Below are 19057 nucleotides of genomic sequence, written 5' to 3' on the forward strand. Positions count from 1 at the left end.
TCCGGGTCGATGAGAGTCCGGGACAGGTCAGTCCCGGACATACTTTTGGCCGTCCATAATCGATCCTCACGCTGCTCTGCGTTCCAAGGTCAGACTATGGGACAGGGAATCGTCTCTGTCAAGACGAGGTCAACCCTCGCGGCTGTCGATCTCCATGTACAGGGTGGTCAGTCGCTCAAGGTGACGGAGCATGAGTGCACCGCATTCCTCGGCGTCGCGCCGCTCGATCGCCTGCGTGATGCCGCGATGCTCGGCCGTGATCTTGCGCCAGAAGGCATCGTCCACCTTTCCGCGGGCGAACCGCTCGTGCACCACCAGGTGAAGGGGGGAAGCGAGCAGTTCGAGGATGGGATTGCCGGTCGCCTGGAGGATCTTGCGGTGGAACGCCTTGTTGGCGGCCCAGATCTCGGTGTTGGGCACCTCGCCCGGCTCCAGCAGCAGCGAGTACAGCTCGGCGACATCGGCGTCGGAGCGCCGTTCGGCGGCCTTGCCGGCAGCCGGTACCTCTAGCAGGATCCGGCTCTCCAGCAGGTGGGACACGTCGACGGTCCTACCGTAGGAGAGCAGCTCGATGTTGTTCTTGACCTGATCGCTCACGAAGTCGACATCGGGGAACACGACGTAGGTGCCACCGCCCACGCCCCGCCTCGAAACGATCAGTCCTTCGGCGGCGAGTATGCGCAGGGCTTCGCGAACGGTCGCGCGGCTGACTCCGAAGCTCGACGACAGCGCCACCTCCGGCGGTAGCTTCCCGCCGTCGCCGATCTCCTTGCTGAGGATCAAGTCTCGAAGCAGTCGGGCAATCCGTGATGACTCATTGACCGTCGGCATGGTTCCTGGCCCCTGTCGTGCGCGGATGCCGCCCAGCATCGCACATCGCCGGCCCGTTTGGACCGCGGGCGAACGGGCGCTTCGTGATCGTAGCCCGACAAGCTTCCGTTCGTCCACTTTGGACAGACGCTCCGCAGCCGCCGCAGGGGTACGACCGGGTGAATTTCGGCGATCGCCGCCAGCACCCCGTTGACTGAGGAGGGTGACCGATCTACAGTTCTGGAACGCCCGTTTCGTTGAAGCGAACAGTCGCGATCGGACGAACACGTGGCGTAGTCGGACCAAGGAGGCTCCATGAGCTCGCAGACGGCGGTCCCGGACGACAACACGGCCGCGCTGGACTTCCTTCACCTGGCCGTCGCGCCTCGAACCGAGGGCAAGCCTCGCGAGAAGGGCCTCACCATGGTCATGGACCAGGGGTGGCCGATCGAGTTCGTCGACGGGATGCTCGACGCGTTCGGGTCCTATCTCGACGTCGTGAAGTTGTGGGACCCCCTGCTGCTCAGCTCGGTGCGTCATGTCCGACGCCGCGTGGAGGCCTACCTCAAGCACGACGTGCTGGTGCAGCCTGGCGGATTGTTCCTGGAGGTGGCCGAGCAACAGGACAAGACCGGCGAGGTGCTCAAGCGCCTGCGCGACTTCGGTTTCGACTGTGTCGAGGTGTCCAGCACGACCTCCACGAGAGGAACCCTGGACGAGCACAGCGAGCTCGTGCGTGCCGCCGTGGACCTGGGCTACCGGGTGGTCGGCGAGGTCGGCCGCAAGTTCGCGGACGGCGACGAGACCCGGCTGGCCGAGCACGTGATCGACATCGACGTGACGGTCGGCGAGTTCACCCGCCTGCTCGAGGCGGGCGCGTGGAAGGTGTACTGGGAGGGGCACCTGCTGCGGATGGTGATGGGTGACGACCCGGACGGGATCCGTGCGCAGGCCGGAACGGGTACGCAGCAGGTCCTCGAGGTGGCCAGACAGGTCGGTCAGGACAACATCATGTTCGAGGTCTCCGGGCTGCGGCCGAAGCAGAACCGGCAATGGCTGCAGTTCTGGCTGGTCCGCACCTTCGGCCCGGACGTCAACATCGCGAACGCGCGGATCGAGGAGATGGCCAACCTGGAGGCGATCCGGCGTGGCAACCACCCGATCTTCGGGTTCGGCAACGCCGGGAACTACCCATGGATGCGGACAGGGAGCTCGGTCGAGCGCTGGTGGCGCGCCTGAGGAGTCGCCCTCCGACGGTCGTGTGTCAGCGGCGGGGAATTGTCGGCGGGGGTCTTGCGCGAATTCGCGAGGTCAGATCATGCGTTCTTCTTCGATATCCAGACGGAACTTCCTCGGTGTGGCGGCGTTGGCGGGCGCGGCGGCGGTGTCGACGCCGGCGCTAGCCGCCTGCGCGGGACGGCAGCAGACCGCCCCGCCCAGCTCGGGTGGCAGGACCTCCGTCAAGTTCGCGCTGGCGAACACGATCCTCAATCCGTCCATTTGCTACTACTGGATCGGCCTGAGCCCCAAGCTCGACTGGTACGCCGACGAGAGCATCGACGCGGAGTGGACCGGCTACAACGGCGCCACCGTGCAGCTTACGGCGATACAGCAGGGTGCGGTCCAGATCGGCGTCGGGTTCCAGGACCCCATGTTCCAGGCGGTGAACAAGGGCGTCGCCCAGCCGTACAAGATGTTCTTCAACGCCACGTACGGGATCCTCTACTGGTTCGGCGTACTACCCGACAGCCCGATCACGACGTTCGAGCAGCTGCGTGGCAAACAGCTCGCCGTGCAGGCGCTCGGCAGCGCCAGCCACTACTACGCGCAGAAGGTGCTGGAGTCGGTCGGGATCAACCCGCAGACGGACGTCAAGTTCGTGCCCCTGTACGGGCCGGGCGCCGCGGTCGCCCTGGAGAAGGGCACGATCGACTGCATCGTGTCGTTCGACACCGACTTCGTCGCCGACGAGACGGTGTACGGCCACGAGATCCGGCTGCTCGAACAGCCGGACTTCATCAAGAAGCTGCGCGTGGGCAACTCTCTCGGCTGCGCGAACACGTTCCTGGAGCAGCACCGGGAGGCGGCGGTCGGCGCCGCGCGGGTCACCGCCAAGGCCGAGGTCTTCACCTCGGTGAACCCGGAGGCCGCACTGCGGCTGCATTTCGACATGTACCCGGACACCCTGCCGACCAATACCTCGGTTGACGACGCTGTGGAGCAGTTCGTACCCGGCCTGCAAAAGCGGATGGAGATCGTGCTGCCGCCGCAGGGCCTAGCCATCGGCGAGTACCCGCCGAACGGCTGGCGCGACTACCTGTCCTACCAAGGTCTGTCCAAGGTGGACCCGGAGCAGTACTACACGAACGACCTGATCAAGGCGGCGAACGACTTCGACCGGGCCGAGATCGAAGCATTCGCGCGCGACTTCAAGCCATGACCGGCCGACCGCGGCGGACGGCGAACCGGGAGGTGACGATGACTCAGCACGGCGGCGCAGGCGGCGGGATCTGGGCGTGTCTGCGGGACTCGGCGCGGCGCTATCCCGACTCCGTCGCACTGCGCTCTGAGCAGGGCGCGATCACCTACCGCACGCTGGCGGCGGATGTGGAGGACTTGGCTCGCCGGCTCGTCTGCCTCGACATCGCGGCGCGGGACCGGGTCGCCCTCGCCGCCGGCAACACCTATCGGTGGGTCGTGGCCTACTTCGCGATCCTGCGGGTGGGCGCGGTGGCAGTGCTGCTGAACACCCGGTGGTCGGCCGAGGAGTTCGCGCACGCGCTACGGGTGACCGGCACGCGGGCGGTGTTGTTCGAACCGCGAGTCCGCACGCGCGACATTGCCGCGACCCTCGCCGCTGCCTCGGCGGGAGGATCCACAGTAGACACGATGATGTCGCTCGGCGAGAGTGGACCCGCGGGTGCGGTGCTGCTGGGAGAGATCGCCGACGGGACGGGGGACGCGGTGGACGCCGAGCTCGACCGGCGGGTCGCCGCGGTCCGGCCGGGTGATGTCGCCGAGCTGGTGTTCACCTCCGGGAGCACGGGCTTTCCCAAGGCTGCGGTGCTGCGCCACGACGGCGTGCGGGCCAACATCGCCGAGTGCACCCGGCGGTTGCGTCTCGGGCCCGGCGACCGCTGGTGCAGTGGCCTGCCGTTCTTCCACATCGGCGGCCACGTGTGGGGCCTGCTCTGCTGCGTGCTGCGCGGCGCGACGCTCGTCCAGCTGGAGGCGTTCACCGCCGAGACGGCGCTGACGGCGCTCGAGCGCTACCGCTGCACCCTGCATTTCGCGGTCGCCACCATGATGTACGACGAGCTTCGGTTCGGAGTGGACCGGTTCGACCTGTCCAGCCTCCGGGTGTGCGCCGCCGGTGCCGACCCGGAGCTGCGCCGGCAGGTGCGTGCCGCCTATCGGGTGCCGACCATCCTGTCGATGTGGGGTCTGTCCGAGGCGCACGGCAACGTCTCGCTCACGGGTCCGCTGGACACGCTGTGGGCGCAGGACAACACGTTCGGCCTCCCGCATCCGGGGATCGAGGTGGTCGCGGCCGACCCGCACACCGGTCGACGACTCCCACCGGAGCAGGAGGGCCAGCTGCTGGTCCGCGGTGGCTGCGTCTTCAACGGCTACTACGGCGACGCGACCGCCACGTCGACGAGCATCGACGAGGAGGGCTGGCTGCACACCGGCGACACGGGCGCCGTGCTGCCGACCGGTCACATCATCTACACGGGACGGCTGGGCGAGAAGATCCGCGTCGGCGGCGAGAACGTGTCGGTGACCGAGGTCGAGGCCATCTTGGCACAACACCCGCAGGTGGAGCAGTGCTACGCGGTCGGCGTGCCGGACCCGCGCCTGGAGGAGGTGCCGATCGCCTTCGTCCGGGCCGAGCGCGGCGCGTCGCCGGACGTGTCCGAACTGCGCGCGTACTGCCGGGCCGCCCTGGCGGATTTCAAGCTGCCCCGCCGAATCGTGCTCGTGGAGGACTTCCCGCGCGGCGCCGCCGGGCGGGTGAGCAGGAGCCAGCTGCGTACGTGGGGCCGCGAGCTGTGGCCCCCGGCGGCAGAGGGTGGTCGGGACGGAGGACAGGAGGTGGACGCATGGCTGCCGGCGAGGTGACCACCGGCCGGCCGCTGCCGGAGGTGAGCACGGGCACCCGGCCGTTCTGGGAGGCCGTCGAACAGAAGCGGCTCGTGATCCAGCACTGCGACGCCTGCACACGCTGGATACATCCGCCGCTGCCGATCTGCCCGGGCTGCGGCCTCGGCGACCCTGGCTGGCGGCAGGTGTCCGGAGACGGGGCCGTCAGCGCGTTCACCGTGGTGCACCGGCCACCACTGCCGGTGTTCGAGGCGCCCTACGTGATCGCCCTCGTCGAGCTCGCCGACGCTGGGGTCCGGCTGCTCAGCAATGTCATCGACTGCGATCCATCCACTGTGGACGTCGGTACGCGGGTACGCACGGTGTTCCGTGACGTGGACGGCCGCACGCTCTACTTCTTCGCACCGGTGGGAGGCGGGCCGGCATGACCGACCACGGACGCGGGGCGGCCATCGCCGGCGTGTACACCACCGACCAGGGTGAGCTGACCGGCCGGACCCACCACGACGTGCTGCGCGAAGCGATCCTCGGTGCGCTGGCCGACGCGGAGATCGACCTGGCGGAGGTCGACGGCGTGGCCAACGTTCGCTCGGAGAGCAAGAGCGCCGCGGTCTCCGCGCCGGGCCTGTGGGCCGAGCTGCTCGACAGGCCGCTGCACTACCACCACATGGTGGACGTCGCCGGCGCCTCGCACGGCGCGTGCGTCGCGCACGCCGCGGCGCACGTCTCGGCCGGACTGTGCGACACGGTGGTCGTGGTGAGCGGCTGGATCCGCGGCAGCCGCAAGGAGATCGTCCGTGAGATGGCCTACATGCACGGCGAGTTCGACGCCTCGTGGGGCAGCCTCGCCGCGTCCTGGTTCGCCATGATCGCGCGCGAGTTCCAGCGCCGCCACCACGTCACGATGGACCACCTCGGCCACGTGGCGGTCGCGGCCCGGAAGTGGGCACTGCACCACCCGCAGGCGCTGCGCCGAACCCCACTGTCCATGGAGGACGTCCGGGCGGCACCGATGATCGCCGAGCCGCTGCGCAAGTTCGACTGCTGCCAGACCAACAACGGCGCGGGCGCGGTCGTGGTCACCACGCCCGAGCGGGCCCGCCGCACGGGACGCGCACCGGTGACCGTGCTCGGCTCCGGCGAGTGTTACACGCGGCGCGGCTACACCGACGTCTTCACGGCCCTGGACGACGGTGGCGCGGCGATGTCGGCGAACCGCGCGTGGCGGTCGGCCGGCGTGACCGCCCGGGACGTGCAGCTGTTCGGCCTGTACGACCCGTTCAGCTTCATGCCGTTACTCCTGTTGGAGCAGATCGGCTACTGCACCCCGGGAGAGGCAGCCGAGCTCGCCGAGGCGGGTGAGCTCGCGCCCGGCGGCAGTGTCGCGCTCAACACTCACGGCGGTGCGCTGTCCTGGGGCAACAGCATCAACTCGCTGGCGCACGTGATCGAGTCGGTGCGTCAGCTGCAGGGTCGGGCGGACGAGCGCCAGGTGCGCGACCCCGAGTTCGCCGTCGTGCACGGGTTCGGTGGGCCGCTCAACCTGCACAGCACCGTCGTCCTGGCCAGGCGGTAGAAGTGGGATCTGAGGAGTACACAATGGACTCTCTGAAGTCGCGATGGGGCCGCTGGGGCGGCGACGACGAGCGCGGTGCGCTCAACTTCGTCGACACCGCCGCGACGTTGCGCGGCATCGGGCTGGTCAGCCGCGGCGAGTGCTTCTCGCTGTGCATCCCGATCCGCCGATCCGGCCCGTTCGCCGGCACGCGCACCCGCAACCGGCCGCTGCACCTGATGCGGCTGACCGGCGGCGACTACACCGATGCCGCGGAGGGCCAGCTGTGCGTCGCCGACGACTACGTCTTCCTGCCCACGCACGGCTGCACCCACATCGACGCGCTCTGCCACGCATGGTCGGACGGCGTGCTGTACAACGGTTTTCCGTCCTCGACCGTGCGTAGCTCCGGGGCGCGCAAGCTCAGTGTGCACACGATGGGCCCGGTGTTGACCCGCGGTGTCCTCGTCGACGTCGCCGGCCTGCTCGGTGTGCCGTACCTGGAACCCGGTCTCGTCATCGGACGCGATCACGTCGAGGAGGCCCTCGCGCGGCAGGGTGTCGGCGGGCTCGAGTCGGGTGACGCGGTGCTGTTCCGGACCGGCTGGCTCGGCGCCTACGACGAGCTCGGCGCCGAGTTGTTCGAGGGCGGCTCCCGGCCCGGTATTGGCCGCGAGGTCGCCGAATGGCTGGTGGACGGGGAGGCGTGCGTGGTCGGTGCGGACACCGCCGCTGTCGAGGTGGTGCCCGGCGAGGACGGCACGACGATGCCGTTACACCTGGAACTCCTGCGAAACCAGGGGCTGCCGCTGATCGAGCTCCTCGCGCTCGACGAGCTGGCCGCGGCCGGCCATTTCGAGTTCCTGCTGGCGTTCAACCCGCTACCGGTCGTCGGCGGCACCGGCGGCCCGCTCGCCCCGATCGCGGTGGTGTGAGGCCATGACCAGACCCAGTGGCGTGTCCGGCGACGTGCACGACAACTCCCCCGCCGACTCCCCTGCCGGAGAGCCGAACGGGACCGCGGCAGAGACCACGCGGCCGGCCGGCGACGAGGCGCCTGCGGCGCCGCCAGTCCGCAGACGCAAGCGCCACCGGCTGCTGCTGCTCTGGCAGGCGCTGGTGCTCGTGGTGATCGTCGGTGGCTGGCAGCTCGCCATCGTGGTGTTCGACATCAGCCCGGTCGTGCTGGCCTCTCCGGTCGACGTGTGGAACTCGCTGGTGTCGGGGTTCACCCAGCCGATCGACTCGCCCGGCGCCTGGTACGGCAGCATCCTCGAGACGCTGCAGGAAGCCATGGGAGGCCTGGCGGTCGGAAGCGTGGCCGGGGTGCTCGTCGCGGCGCTGCTGGCCGAGTTCGCCGGCGCGTGGGCGGTCCTCGCGCCCTACATCGTGGCCATGCAGGTGACGCCGAAGGTCGCCATCGCGCCGCTGTTCCTGCTGCTGCTCGGCCCCGGGTACCTGCCGAAGTTCACCATCGTGGCGCTGCTGACGTTCTTCCCGATGCTCGTCAACGCCCGCTCCGGGTTCCAGATCGTGCCGGCCGAGAGGCTGGACATCGTGCGCGCACTCGGTGGCACGCGGTGGCAGGTGTTCTGGCACGTCAAGCTCCGCTCCGGACTGCCCATGATCTTCGCGGGCCTCAACGTGGCCGTCGTGTTCTCCCTGACCGGAGCCGTGGTCGGCGAGTTCGCCACCGGCGGTGACGGGCTCGGCGGCCGGGTGCAGATCTACACCACCGTGTTCGACCAGGCCGGTGTGTTCGCGGCACTCGTCCTGCTGACCATGATCGGCGTCACGCTGTTCCTGATCGTGCGAGTGATCGAGCGCAGGTTGCTGTTCTGGGCCGAGGAACGGAGCACGGATGTCGTCGGCGCGTAGGAACACCACCGCCGGGGCGCGGGAGTTCGACGGCGTGTACATCGACGGCGAGCACCGCACGGGCACCGCGCCGGAGCCGGTCGAGTCGGTCGACCCGGCCACGGGACAGGTGTGGGCACGGATCGACGCCGCCGGACCCGAGCAGGTCGCTGAGGCCGTCGCCGTCGCCCGGCGCTGCCTGGACACCGCCTGGGCGCGGGTGGAGCCGGGTGAGCGCGGCGCCTGCCTGTACCGGCTGGCCGATCGGCTGGTCACCCACCGCGACATGCTGGCCCTCCTGGAGACCACCGACAACGGCAAGCCACTGCGCGACACCCGCGAGGAGATCCTTCGCGCCGCGCGGTGGCTCCGGTTCTTCGCAGGCGCCGCGGACAAGCTGTACGGCCACACCATTCCGATGGGCGACGGGCTCGAGGTCCGCACCTATCGCAAGCCCTACGGGGTGATCGCGGCGATCACCCCGTGGAACTCGCCGATCTACCAGTACGTTTGGAAGCTCGGTCCGACACTGGCGGCCGGGAACACGGTCGTGCTCAAGCCATCGCAGCTGGCGCCGGTGACGGCGACCGTGCTGGCGGGGCTCATCGACGAGGCGGGATTCCCGCCCGGCGCGGTGAACGTGGTTACGGGGGACGGCACGGTCGGCGCCGCGCTCGTCAACTCGCCCGGGGTCGACAAGGTCACCTTCACCGGGGGCACGGGCACCGCCCGCACGGTCGCCGCCGCCGCCGGCCATCGCCTGGTCCCCGCCACGGTGGAGAGCGGCGGCAAGACACCCCTGCTTGTGTTCGCCGACGCCGACCTCGACCTGGCCGTCGACATCGCCGCGCGGGTGGGCTTCCGCTCCGCCGGCCAGTCCTGCGCCCAAGTGTCCAGGGTGCTGGTCGCGCGCCCGGTGTACGAGCGGTTCCTCGGCCGGTTCGCGGATCGGGCCGGCGCGCTGCGCCTCGGCGACCCCACCGCGATGGAGACCGATGTCGGGCCCGTGATCTCGGCCGCGGCACGTGACCGCATCACCGCGAGCATCGAGGCCGGCAGGCGTGCCGGGCACCGGTTGATCCGCGGCGGGACACCGGTCACCGGCCGGCCCGGATTCTTCGTGACACCAACGATCTTCGCCGACGCCGGCCCCGATTCACCGCTGTGGCGGGCGGAGATCTTCGGTCCCGTCGTCGCGGTCCTGGCGTTCGACACCGAGGAGGAGGCGGTCGCGCTGGCCAATGACTCGGACTATGGACTGGTCGCCGCCGTGTGCACGACCGACACGCATCGCGCGGGCCGGGTGTCGCACGCGCTCGAGACCGGCGTCGTATGTGTGAACGCCTACCGCCCCGGCCACTGGCAGGTTCCCTACGGCGGCCGCAAGAACAGCGGCTTCGGCCTGGAGAACGGGCTCGAGGCCATGCACGAGTACTCCGTTCCGCAGACCCATGTGGTCGGTACCGCGAGCGATTCCGGGAGGTCTTGATGCGAGCCACGACAGCGCAACTGATGGTGCGGACCCTGGCCGACGCCGGCGTGGAGGTGGTGGCCGGCATCCCCGGCCACACCACGTTCGCCCTCGCCGACGCACTGCTCGACGAGCCGCGGATCCGGCCCTTCCTGATCCGACACGAGAGCATCGCCTCGTTCGCCGCGGACGCCTATTACCGCGTGTCCGGAAAGCTGATGGCGGTGTTCGCGCACACCTTCGCCGGGACCGCGAACCTCGTGACCGGGATCGGGACCGCCTACGCCGACTCCTCCGCGATGCTGGTCATCCACGGCGAGGAGGTGCGCGCGACCCTCGGCCGCGGCGCCTACCAGGAATTCTCCCGCGGCATGGACGCCGACATGGCGCAGGTGCTGCGGCACGTGACCAAGCGGGCGTGGCAGTGCCACACCCCGCTGCAGATCGTCGAGCAGACGCTGCGCGCGCTGCGTACCGCGACGACCGGCCGTCCCGGCCCGGTGTCGTTGAGCGTGTTCTTCGAGCTGTGGGAGCAGGAGGCCGAGATCCCCCAGTGGCCGGACCTCACCGGTTACCTGCCCGCCACGGGCGAGTCCCGCCCTACCACGGCCGCCGTGGACCGCGCGGTGGCGACGCTGACGAAGGCGCGGCGACCGCTGATCGTCGCGGGCAACGGCATCAACCTCGGGCGCGCGCAGCCCGAGCTCCTCGCCCTCGCCGAGGCGACCGGGATTCCCGTCGCCACCACGGTCACGGGCAAGGGCGCGTTCCCGGAGGACCACGTGCAGTCCGTCGGCGTGGTCGGCTGGGTCGGCACCGAGGTCGCGAACTGGACCGCCCAGCATGCCGACGTCGTGCTGGCCGTCGGCGCGCGGATGACCGAGTCCGCCACCAGTTCGTGGCAGCCGAACGGTGCCTTCGACCCGAACCGCACGGTGCTGATCCAGAGCGATATCGAGCCGACCGAGATCGGGAACGTCTTCCCCGTCGGCGCTGGTCTGCTCGGCGATGCGTCCGCCGTGCTCACCGACCTGCGGGAAGCTCTCGACGCGTGGACAACTCCGCGTGACTGGCGCGACGAGGTCGGTCGCCGCCGCGACGAATGGGCACAGGTCGCACTGAACGCGCTCAGCAAGTCCGGCCAGCCCATGCCGGTCGGTCCGGTGCTGTCCGCGCTGCGCGACCAGACCGCGAACCAGCCCCTCAACATCGTGTGCGACGTGGGCAAGCACCACAAGTGGGTCGCGCAGCAGTTCCCGGTGCACGCCGGTGACATGGTGGTCAGCAGCATGGGCGCGGGCACCATGGGCATTGGACCGTGCGGTGCGGTCGGTGCCGCGCTCGGCCGGCCGAGGGCACGGACGATCGCCTGGGTTGGCGACGGCGGCATGTCGATGTCGCTCCCCGTCCTGCCGACGGTCGCCGAGCACAACGTGCCCGTGCTGTTCGTGGTGATCGACGACGGCGCCTACGGAGCGGTGGTCAACTCCCAGCTCAACCGGTACGGCCGGACGTCGTTCGCGGAGTTCAACGGCGGCGGCACCCGGGACTACCGGCTGGACCTGGCCGCGGTTGCCGAGGCGGCCGGGGTTCCCGCCCGCCGTGTGGAGACCATCGACGACTGCAAGTCCGCCCTCGACTGGGGCCTGCACCACGACGGTCCCGCGCTTATCGACGTCATCGTGGACCGCGCGTCGTCGGCCCCGCCCGGTGGTGGATTCAAGCTCGGCGACGTATGGAACCACCCGATCTTCCCGTGGGTGGGAGTCACCCCGCGATGAACCAGCCCGACCGCACCGATCCGCGGGCGCTCGATCGGCTGTTCGCACCGAAGAGCGTCGCGCTGGTCGGCGCGTCGGCCACGCCAAGCAGCATCGGCGACCGGCAGTACCGCGCCCTTCTGCGCGCCTGCCCGCGACCGGAGCTGTACCTGGTGAACCCGCGCCGGGCCGAGATCGACGGCCGGCGCGTGTACGCCTCGCTCGCCGAGCTTCCCGTCGTACCGGACGTGGCGATCGTGCTCGTGCGCGCCGCCCTGACGTTCGACGCGGTCGGCGCGGCCATCGGCCTCGGTGTGCCGTACGTGATCGTCGGCAGTGCCGGCTTCGACCAGGCCGGCCGCGACCGCCTGCGGGCCCTCGTCTCCGGCACCGGCACCCGGCTGGTAGGCCCGAACAGCGAGGGCCTGGTGGACTGGACACGGCCGATTCCGTTGACATTCAACGCGATCGGCGCCGCACCGCCCACGGCGACCGGGACGGACGAGCCGGACCCGCGGCCACGCATCGGGATCGTCTCGCACAGTGGCGCGCTCGCGTTCGCGGCACTCGCCGGACTCGACGCGCGCGGCGCGCGGGTGACGACCGTGGTGTCCACGGGGGACGAAGCGGACCTCGACCTGTGCGACTTCCTCGAGTACGGCGCCACGTCCGGTGGCTGCGACGTGCTGGCGCTGACCGTGGAGTCGCTCGGCGCCGTGCCGAGGTTCCTGTGCTCGGTGGACGTCGCGCGGGCGGCCGGCTGCCAGCTGGTCGCGTTGTGGCTGGGCACGAGCGCGGGAACCCGGGCCGCGGTCGAGTCGCACACCGGTCGTGCCACCACATCCGCCCGCATCACCCGGGCCGTATTCGACCGCTGCGGCATCGCCGTCGCCGACGATCTCGACACACTCGTCGCGCTGGCCGCGCACCGGCCACCGACGGCACCGGGATCGTCCGGTGGGCGGCGAGTGGCGGTGGTATCCGCGGCCGGCGGCCCGGCAATCCTGGCCGCCGACCACCTGCTGGCCGCGGGATTCGAGGTTCCCGAGCTGCCGGCGTCTCTTCGGTCCACACTGGACGAACTGCTGCCACCGTACGCGGCCACCGCCAACCCGGTGGACGTGAGCGCTCAGGTGGCGCTGGGCCCGGTGGCCGCATCGGTGGTGGAGCGGCTGATGCGCGCCGCCGAGGTGGACGGCGTGCTGCTGGTCGGTCTGCTCGGCTACCGCGACCTGACCACCGAGCCGTGGCCGCGAGTACTCGCCGAGTCGGGCAAGCCGCTGGTGGTCTGGTCCTACACGGAGCCGACCGAGGCCAACCGCGCCCTGCTGAACCGGAGCCGCACCGGATGGGCCACGACCGCACGCGGCGCCGCCGCGGTCATGGCCGCCGCGCTGGCACCTCCCAGGCACGGCGACACCGTCGCACCGCCACGCCGGCAGGAGCGGCGACACGGGCGGATACCGGTCGACTTCCCCGCAGCCGCCGAGGATCTGGCGACAGCCGGTGTGCCGGTGGTGCCCACCGTCGCGGTGTCCACTCCGGACGATGCCGTCGCCGCCGCAGCCGGCCGCGAGGCGGTGCTCAAGAGCCTGCCGGACGGGTTCGGCGCCAAGACAGACTGGGGCGGCGTCGTCACCCACGTCGGTGACGCCGCCGGCATCCGGTCGGCATTCCGCCGGCTCACCGCCGCAGCAGCGGCCGCGGGGCACCAACCGCGCATCGTGGTGCAGCCCCAGATCACCGGGCACGAAGTCCTCGTGGGCGCGGTCAACAACGCAGACGGCGCCGTGTTGACGGTAGTCGGCTCGGGCGGGGTGCTCACCGACCTCGTCGACGACGCCGCCTTCCGGCTCGCCCCACTCTCCGCCCGCGACAGCCGGGAGTGGGTCGCCGAGCTCGCGATCGGGCGGCGCGTGCTCGCCGGGTTCCGCGACCTGCCACCGTGCCCGATCGACCCGCTGGCCGAGCTCGTCGCCCGCTTCTCCCGCTGGGCAACGGGCCTGCCGACCGCGGGTTGGTCCAGCATCGAGCTGAACCCCGTGATCGTCACACCCGCACGCGCGGTCGCCGTCGACATCCGCATCACCTCCTGACCGGAAGGCCGAACGCCATGCCCCGACCCGTCGACCACCTCGAACCGCTCGGCGCCGCGGTCGCGCTGACGTCGTTCGACCGGACACCGGAACCGTTGCGGAACACCGTGGACAAGGCGCTGCGAGCGGTGCTGGTGTGCACCGCGCTCGGCATCGCCGGCGAGTGGTGGGTACTGCCGCAACGGTGGCCGGACCTGGACGGCACGGCTGACCGCGACCTGCTGGGCACCGCGGTCGCACTCGGCACGCTGGCCGGTGCCGCCGACCTCGACCCCATGGACATCGGCCCGTCGCACACCCCACTGTCGGCCACGCTGGCGAGCGGGCTCGCGGCGACCGTCTCCGGCGCGCCGGGTGAACGGATCGCCGACGGCGTGCTCGCCGGAATCGACGTGGCGCTGCGGCTACGCCGGACGATCACCGGCACCCGGCCGGGCGTCGGCTTCCACAGCCCCGGCGTGTTCGGCACGGTGGCCGCGGCGGCCGCCGCCGCCCGCACGCTGTGCCTGAGCCGTGCGGCGTGTGCCGACGCTGTCGCGATCGCCCTGACCCGCGCGGGTGGGCTGGCCGTCAACAGCGCCGCCACGCGCATCGGGCTGACCCACTTCGGCTGGGGCACCGCACACGGCCTCGAGGCCGCGCTCCTCGCCGCCCAGGGCTGGACGGCATCGCACGACCTCGGCAAGGCCCTCGACACGCTGTTCCCCGGCATGGCCACCGAACCACCCCCGGAGTCCAGACCGGCCCTCACCGCGGGGGACGTGATCTTCAAGCACTACCCGTGCAACATCTACCTGAACCTGGTCGTCCTGGCGCTGCGGGATCTCCCTCCGGACGGCGCCGGCCTGCTCCGCATTGACATGCCGCTGATCCCGCATCTGGACAACCCCAAGCCGGCCGGCGTGCGCGCGGCGCGCAACAGTGCCCAGGCGGTCGCCGGGATCGTGTCCGGTGCGGGCACCGGCTACGCCGCGTTCTGCGGCGCCGCCGACCGGTGGGAGCCGACAGGTTCGGTCACCGATGCGGCGAACCAGGTCGCCCTGCACATGGATACCGCGCTCAGCACTCGACTGGACGAGGCGATCGTGCGAGTCAGCGGCCCCGGCGGGCACACCAGCGAGCACGCCATGAGCGAGCTCGGTCCGTGGGGAGCCGACCACGCCGCCGCGCTCACTTCGGGCGTCGTCGACGCCGCGCTGGTCGACTCGATCTACCGCCTCGACCACGCCCACGCGTTCGGCGCGGTGCTCGACCTGTTCCGCCACACCGACGCCGACCGCAGCCGATGAACGCTGGGAGCAGAGCCATGCGCACCCGGAACACCACCACCCCCGAGTCAGCAGCCGCGCGGCCCGCCGAGACCCCGCCGGCCGTGCGGCTGCGCACCCTGCAGATGCACTACCCGACGAGCAAGGGCCACATCCACGCCGTCGGACCGCTCGACCTCGACATCGCCGATCGGGAGTTCGTCGCCGTGGTCGGCCCGAGCGGCTGCGGCAAGACGACCGTGTTGCGCATCCTCGCCGGCCTGGTCATGCCCAGCAGCGGTGAGGCTTACTACTACGGCGACCGCCTCACTGGACCGCGGCGGGGCTGCGGCGTGGTGTTCCAGGGCTACTCGCTGCTGCCGTGGAAGACGGTGCTGGACAACGTGTTGCTGCCGCTGCGGATGCATCGCCGCATGCCGCCGGGCACGCGCGACCGGGCCCTCGAGCTCCTGGAGGCGGTGGGCCTTAGCGACTTCGTGACGCGGTACCCGTTCGAACTGTCCGGCGGTATGCAACAGCGGACGGCGCTGGTCCGCGCGCTCATCCACCGGCCGAGCCTGCTGCTGCTCGACGAGCCGTTCGGCGCGCTCGACGCGCTCACCCGCGACCGGCTGAACCTGCTGCTGCAGGACATCTGGCTCAAGGAACGCACCACGGTGTTCCTGATCACCCACAGCGTCAACGAGGCGCTGTTCCTCGCCGACCGCGTCGTGGTCATGTCCGCCCGGCCGGGCCGGATCGTCAGCGTTCACGACGTGCCCGGTGACCGGCCACGGCAGCTGGACATGCTGGCCAGGCCGGAGATCGCCGAACTCGGCCGCGAGATCCGGTCACTGTTGGACGTCTGAACGGAGAATCATGGCGGAGGACAACGACGACCCGGTGCTGACCGCACGCGCGGCCGAGGGTGCGGTAACCGTGCTGACGCTCAACCGGCCGGCCAAGCGCAACGCCTTCGACCAGCCGATGCTCAAGGTACTGCGCGCGCGGCTGGCGCACTGCGAAGGCGACCCGGAGTGCCGGGCGGTCGTGCTCACCGGCGCCGGCAAGGGCTTCTGCTCCGGCGTGGACCTCGACACCATCGACCCAGGCGAGACCGGACCCCGGTTCCGCCACCGGCTGCGCATCGGCGCACACGCCGTCGCCGAGCAACTGTTCGCGATGGAGACGCCGGTTCTCGGCGCGGTCAACGGTGCCGCGGTTGGTGCCGGCTTCGACCTCGCGCTGCAGACCGACATCCGACTCGTCGCCGCGGACGCCGTCCTGGCCGCGAGCTACGTCAACGTCGGCCTGTTCCCCGGAAACGGCGCCACCCACCTGCTGCCGCGCATCGTCGGCACCGAGCGCGCGCTCGAGCTGCTCTGGACCGGACGCCGGCTGACCGGGCGGGAGGCGGTCCGATGCGGGCTCGCGCTGGACGCGGTCCCCGCACGGGAGGTGCTCGCGATCACCGTCCGGCTCGCCACAGAGATCGCCGCCAAGCCCGCCGAACTCGTCCGGGCCGTCAAGCGGTCGGTCTACGACTCCGCCCGCCTGTCACGGAGCGAGGCATTCGCGGTGATAGCCTCCGACGCGGCCCTGCTGCGGGATCTGCCGGAGGTTCGCGCGCGGCTCGCCGAGATCGGAAACGGCCGCGGTGCGGGCTGACCGCGTCCGACCGCCGACGGACCCCCCGATTTCGGGAGCACCGATGCAACCGCCAAGCCGCGAACTGTCCACATCGGACAAGAATCGAGACGGCACCGCCCGACGTGAGGCGGAGCCCGGTCGCCGGGAACCCATCGTGCGCGCCATGGCGATCATCGAGTATCTCGCCGGCAGCCCGCGGCGCCACACCGGGGTGCGCGAGATCGCCCGGCATCTCGGCATCGGTCCCGCGGCCGCACAGCGGCTGGTCAGCACTCTCGCCGAATGCGGCGTGCTGACCAAGGACGACAGCGAGGGATACTGCTTCGCCGACGACTTCCTGCGGCTGACGCGGCGGATCAGCGCTCGCTACGGCCTGGTCGAGCTCGCCGACCCCGCGCTGCGTGAGCTGGCCGCGGTGACCAACGAGACCGCCCTGTTCGCCGAGTACGACCCTGCCCGCCGGCAGATCATGTTCACCACCATGGCCGAGTCCAAGCACCCCGTCCGCTACGTGGCCGAACTGCACCGGTGGATGTCCATCCACCGCGCGGCGAGCGGCGTGGCCGTCATGGCCTACGCCGAGGCGGACCAACTCGAGGACGCCTTCGCGCAGGCCGAGGACGAGATGCGTGCCGGCACCTCACCGTGGCGCGACCGTGCCGAACTGGAGGACACGCTCGCCCACGTGCGGGAACATGGGTACGCCATCACCTCCGGACAGCGTGTCAGCGGGGCGGTTGGCATTTTCGCGCCGATCCGCACCGCCACCGGCGCGCCCGTCGCGGACATCGGGCTGAACATCCCCGTGCACCGCTTCGACTCCGCGCAGGAGTCCGACCTGGCCGCGACCGTTCTGCGGGCGGCGAGCACCATTGAGGCCCGCATCGGCTGAAGGGGACCACCCATGGAGCTCGGCATCGTCCTGTCAGGACATACCGATGTCGTCGCCGAGGCACGACTGGCGGAGTCGCTTGGCCTGTCCCATGTGGCCGCGGGCGAGCATGTCTTCTTCACCGGCCCCACGTCCAACGCGTTCGTGACCCTCGCCGCCGCGGCGGCCGCGACCACGTCGGTGCGGCTCGTCTCCACGGTCACGCTGCTGCCGCTCTACCCGGTACCCCTCGCTGCCAAGCTCGCTGCCACCGTCGACCGGATCTCCGGCGGCAGGTTCAACCTCGGCATCGGTGTCGGCGGCGAGTCCGCGGCGGAGTTCGCCGCCTGCGGGGTGCCCGTCGCCGAACGAGGCGCGCGCACCAACGAAGCCCTGCTCCTGCTCGAGAAGCTCTTCACCGGCGAACCGATCACCTTCCACGGCCGGTACACCGAGGTGAGCGGGCTTGCCCTGCAACCGACACCGGTCCAGCGTCCGCGCCCACCCGTGTGGATCGGCGGCCGCAGCGAGGCGGCGATGCGCCGAGCCGCCGAGCACGGCGACGTCTGGATGCCGTACATGTACACACCGGACATGCTGGCAACCAGCCTGCACCGGATCCGCGACATGACCACGACCGCGGGACGACCGCCGGTCACGGGCGCGGTCTTCACCTGGCTCGCCGTCGACCACGACGCAACCCACGCCCGCCACGTCGCCGAAGCCAAACTTGCCGCCGTGTACCGCCAGAACACCGACCGGCTACTGGACAGGTACGTCCCCACCGGCGACCCATCACAGGTCGCCGCCCGGCTACGCGAGTACGCCACGGCCGGCGCCGACCACGTCATCTGCGCCCTGGCCTGCCCCGACAACGCCCGCCCCGCGATGATCGAGCTGCTCGCCAAGGAGGTATGGCCACTTCTCCGTTCCAGCGCCTGCCCTGAGCTTGGCTCCGATACCTAACGCCACCACTCAGAGCGGGACAAAGGGACAACGTCGCGCCTGTAATGGGAGGCGAATGTGACCGGTGCGTCGAACGCCGCCCGCGGGAGAGGCTCGGCGGAGGACGGCGAGCAGAGCAGGCCCGGCGAACAGTCCGACCCCGGGCCGACGCGATCATCTGGAAGGGCCGCCACGGGCCCACGCCCGCAGCGAGCAGCGCGGATGCGAACCGGCTGGTCGCGCCGGGGAGGAAGCCGAAACGGGGCCGAACACGCGGCCGGCGAGCACGAAGAACACGGTCTCGATGCCGGCGGTGCCGGCGCCGAGCGTTCTACGTGCGACGTCAACCGCGGACACGACGCCGAGCATCGCGAGGGCATTCGAGTCGATGCCGCCGCTGGACATCTCGGCCAGCGCGACCGCGATCAGCACCGGCAGCGTGCTGACGAAGATCAGCGGCGCATCGGCGGAGTGTGCCATGGCCTCCGGCTCGGGTGCGGCGAAACAGAGGCCAGAAGAACATGGCGACGCCGGCGACGGAGGCCAGGCTCAGCGTCACGGCCGTACGCGGCGTGGTCCGGATGGAGCACTTTGGCCACCTGGGGCGCGAAAGCCGGGAGGCGACGACCACCTGCGCGGTCGGGCCGTCGGCGACAGTCTCGCCCTCGGCGAGCACGATGACGCGGTCGGC

General features: G+C 70.8%; 16 protein-coding genes and 1 pseudogene. 15 read left to right on the forward strand and 2 right to left on the reverse strand.

Annotated features, from left to right (window positions below; all coding sequences use genetic code 11):
- Positions 1 to 129: 129 nt before the first annotated feature.
- Entirely contained in the window at positions 130 to 870 is a 741-nt protein-coding gene (locus ACRDTB_RS02915; RefSeq protein WP_431428319.1) for a FadR/GntR family transcriptional regulator, read from the reverse strand.
- Between the two features lie 255 nt (positions 871 to 1125).
- Here ACRDTB_RS02915 and ACRDTB_RS02920 point away from each other — a divergent pair, with 255 nt between their 5' ends.
- The 15 genes from ACRDTB_RS02920 to ACRDTB_RS02990 all read left to right on the forward strand — a co-directional run bounded on the left by ACRDTB_RS02920 (position 1126) and on the right by ACRDTB_RS02990 (position 18387).
- Entirely contained in the window at positions 1126 to 2049 is a 924-nt protein-coding gene (locus ACRDTB_RS02920; protein ID WP_431428320.1) for a phosphosulfolactate synthase, read from the forward strand.
- A gap of 118 nt (positions 2050 to 2167) precedes the next feature.
- Positions 2168 to 3250 carry an ABC transporter substrate-binding protein gene (locus tag ACRDTB_RS02925; RefSeq protein ID WP_431428321.1) on the forward strand — a complete coding sequence of 361 codons (1083 nt, stop codon included), beginning with the start codon at positions 2168 to 2170 and terminating at the stop codon, positions 3248 to 3250.
- A 38-nt stretch (positions 3251 to 3288) separates the two neighbouring features.
- Complete coding sequence (locus ACRDTB_RS02930; protein ID WP_431428322.1) at positions 3289 to 4932, forward strand: class I adenylate-forming enzyme family protein; 1644 nt, start codon at positions 3289 to 3291, stop codon at positions 4930 to 4932.
- On the forward strand, positions 4914 to 5342 hold the full coding sequence (locus ACRDTB_RS02935; protein ID WP_431428323.1) for a Zn-ribbon domain-containing OB-fold protein: 429 nt from the start codon (positions 4914 to 4916) through the stop codon (positions 5340 to 5342). The genes ACRDTB_RS02930 and ACRDTB_RS02935 overlap by 19 nt, the downstream gene beginning before the upstream one ends.
- Positions 5339 to 6490, forward strand: coding sequence for a thiolase family protein (locus tag ACRDTB_RS02940; RefSeq protein ID WP_431428324.1), 1152 nt, complete (start codon positions 5339 to 5341; stop codon positions 6488 to 6490). Before ACRDTB_RS02935 ends, ACRDTB_RS02940 begins: the two co-directional genes overlap by 4 nt.
- 23 nt (positions 6491 to 6513) lie before the next feature.
- Positions 6514 to 7404, forward strand: coding sequence for a cyclase family protein (locus tag ACRDTB_RS02945; RefSeq protein ID WP_431428325.1), 891 nt, complete (start codon positions 6514 to 6516; stop codon positions 7402 to 7404).
- Positions 7405 to 7408: 4 nt separating this feature from the next.
- Positions 7409 to 8347 carry an ABC transporter permease gene (locus ACRDTB_RS02950; protein WP_431428326.1) on the forward strand — a complete coding sequence of 313 codons (939 nt, stop codon included), beginning with the start codon at positions 7409 to 7411 and terminating at the stop codon, positions 8345 to 8347.
- Positions 8331 to 9815, forward strand: coding sequence for an aldehyde dehydrogenase family protein (locus tag ACRDTB_RS02955; RefSeq protein ID WP_431428327.1), 1485 nt, complete (start codon positions 8331 to 8333; stop codon positions 9813 to 9815). The genes ACRDTB_RS02950 and ACRDTB_RS02955 overlap by 17 nt, the downstream gene beginning before the upstream one ends.
- Complete coding sequence (locus tag ACRDTB_RS02960) at positions 9815 to 11578, forward strand: thiamine pyrophosphate-binding protein (protein ID WP_431428328.1); 1764 nt, start codon at positions 9815 to 9817, stop codon at positions 11576 to 11578. Before ACRDTB_RS02955 ends, ACRDTB_RS02960 begins: the two co-directional genes overlap by 1 nt.
- Positions 11575 to 13653: an acetate--CoA ligase family protein gene (locus tag ACRDTB_RS02965; protein ID WP_431428329.1), complete on the forward strand. Its 2079-nt coding sequence runs from the start codon at positions 11575 to 11577 to the stop codon at positions 13651 to 13653. Before ACRDTB_RS02960 ends, ACRDTB_RS02965 begins: the two co-directional genes overlap by 4 nt.
- Before the next feature lie 17 nt (positions 13654 to 13670).
- Complete coding sequence (locus ACRDTB_RS02970) at positions 13671 to 14942, forward strand: MmgE/PrpD family protein (RefSeq protein ID WP_431428330.1); 1272 nt, start codon at positions 13671 to 13673, stop codon at positions 14940 to 14942.
- 17 nt (positions 14943 to 14959) lie between these two features.
- Positions 14960 to 15769: an ABC transporter ATP-binding protein gene (locus ACRDTB_RS02975; protein ID WP_431428331.1), complete on the forward strand. Its 810-nt coding sequence runs from the start codon at positions 14960 to 14962 to the stop codon at positions 15767 to 15769.
- A gap of 10 nt (positions 15770 to 15779) precedes the next feature.
- Positions 15780 to 16568 carry an enoyl-CoA hydratase/isomerase family protein gene (locus ACRDTB_RS02980; protein ID WP_431428332.1) on the forward strand — a complete coding sequence of 263 codons (789 nt, stop codon included), beginning with the start codon at positions 15780 to 15782 and terminating at the stop codon, positions 16566 to 16568.
- A 145-nt stretch (positions 16569 to 16713) separates the two neighbouring features.
- Positions 16714 to 17442, forward strand: a complete 729-nt coding sequence (locus ACRDTB_RS02985; RefSeq protein WP_431428333.1) for an IclR family transcriptional regulator — start codon at positions 16714 to 16716, stop codon at positions 17440 to 17442.
- A 12-nt stretch (positions 17443 to 17454) separates the two neighbouring features.
- Positions 17455 to 18387: an LLM class flavin-dependent oxidoreductase gene (locus tag ACRDTB_RS02990; RefSeq protein WP_431428334.1), complete on the forward strand. Its 933-nt coding sequence runs from the start codon at positions 17455 to 17457 to the stop codon at positions 18385 to 18387.
- 142 nt (positions 18388 to 18529) lie between these two features.
- Here ACRDTB_RS02990 and ACRDTB_RS02995 read toward each other — a convergent pair.
- Positions 18530 to 18997, reverse strand: a pseudogene (locus tag ACRDTB_RS02995) (ECF transporter S component); the annotation flags it as partial.
- Positions 18998 to 19057: the final 60 nt, after the last annotated feature.

It is taken from the genome of Actinophytocola sp. (assembly GCF_050699935.1).
GTDB lineage: Bacteria > Actinomycetota > Actinomycetes > Mycobacteriales > Pseudonocardiaceae > Actinophytocola.

Bases quoted from the DNA above. Each gene is read 5' to 3' on its own strand.
- ACRDTB_RS02940 (WP_431428324.1), top strand. From the start codon at position 5,339: ATGACCGACCACGGACGCGGGGCGGCCATCGCCGGCGTGTACACCACC.
- ACRDTB_RS02990 (WP_431428334.1), top strand. From the start codon at position 17,455: ATGGAGCTCGGCATCGTCCTGTCAGGACATACCGATGTCGTCGCCGAG.
- ACRDTB_RS02945 (WP_431428325.1), top strand. From the start codon at position 6,514: ATGGACTCTCTGAAGTCGCGATGGGGCCGCTGGGGCGGCGACGACGAG.
- ACRDTB_RS02985 (WP_431428333.1), top strand. From the start codon at position 16,714: ATGGCGATCATCGAGTATCTCGCCGGCAGCCCGCGGCGCCACACCGGG.
- ACRDTB_RS02915 (WP_431428319.1), bottom strand. From the start codon at position 870: ATGCTGGGCGGCATCCGCGCACGACAGGGGCCAGGAACCATGCCGACG.
- ACRDTB_RS02930 (WP_431428322.1), top strand. From the start codon at position 3,289: ATGACTCAGCACGGCGGCGCAGGCGGCGGGATCTGGGCGTGTCTGCGG.
- ACRDTB_RS02920 (WP_431428320.1), top strand. From the start codon at position 1,126: ATGAGCTCGCAGACGGCGGTCCCGGACGACAACACGGCCGCGCTGGAC.
- ACRDTB_RS02980 (WP_431428332.1), top strand. From the start codon at position 15,780: ATGGCGGAGGACAACGACGACCCGGTGCTGACCGCACGCGCGGCCGAG.
- ACRDTB_RS02975 (WP_431428331.1), top strand. From the start codon at position 14,960: ATGCGCACCCGGAACACCACCACCCCCGAGTCAGCAGCCGCGCGGCCC.
- ACRDTB_RS02970 (WP_431428330.1), top strand. From the start codon at position 13,671: ATGCCCCGACCCGTCGACCACCTCGAACCGCTCGGCGCCGCGGTCGCG.
- ACRDTB_RS02935 (WP_431428323.1), top strand. From the start codon at position 4,914: ATGGCTGCCGGCGAGGTGACCACCGGCCGGCCGCTGCCGGAGGTGAGC.
- ACRDTB_RS02950 (WP_431428326.1), top strand. From the start codon at position 7,409: ATGACCAGACCCAGTGGCGTGTCCGGCGACGTGCACGACAACTCCCCC.
- ACRDTB_RS02960 (WP_431428328.1), top strand. From the start codon at position 9,815: ATGCGAGCCACGACAGCGCAACTGATGGTGCGGACCCTGGCCGACGCC.
- ACRDTB_RS02955 (WP_431428327.1), top strand. From the start codon at position 8,331: ATGTCGTCGGCGCGTAGGAACACCACCGCCGGGGCGCGGGAGTTCGAC.
- ACRDTB_RS02965 (WP_431428329.1), top strand. From the start codon at position 11,575: ATGAACCAGCCCGACCGCACCGATCCGCGGGCGCTCGATCGGCTGTTC.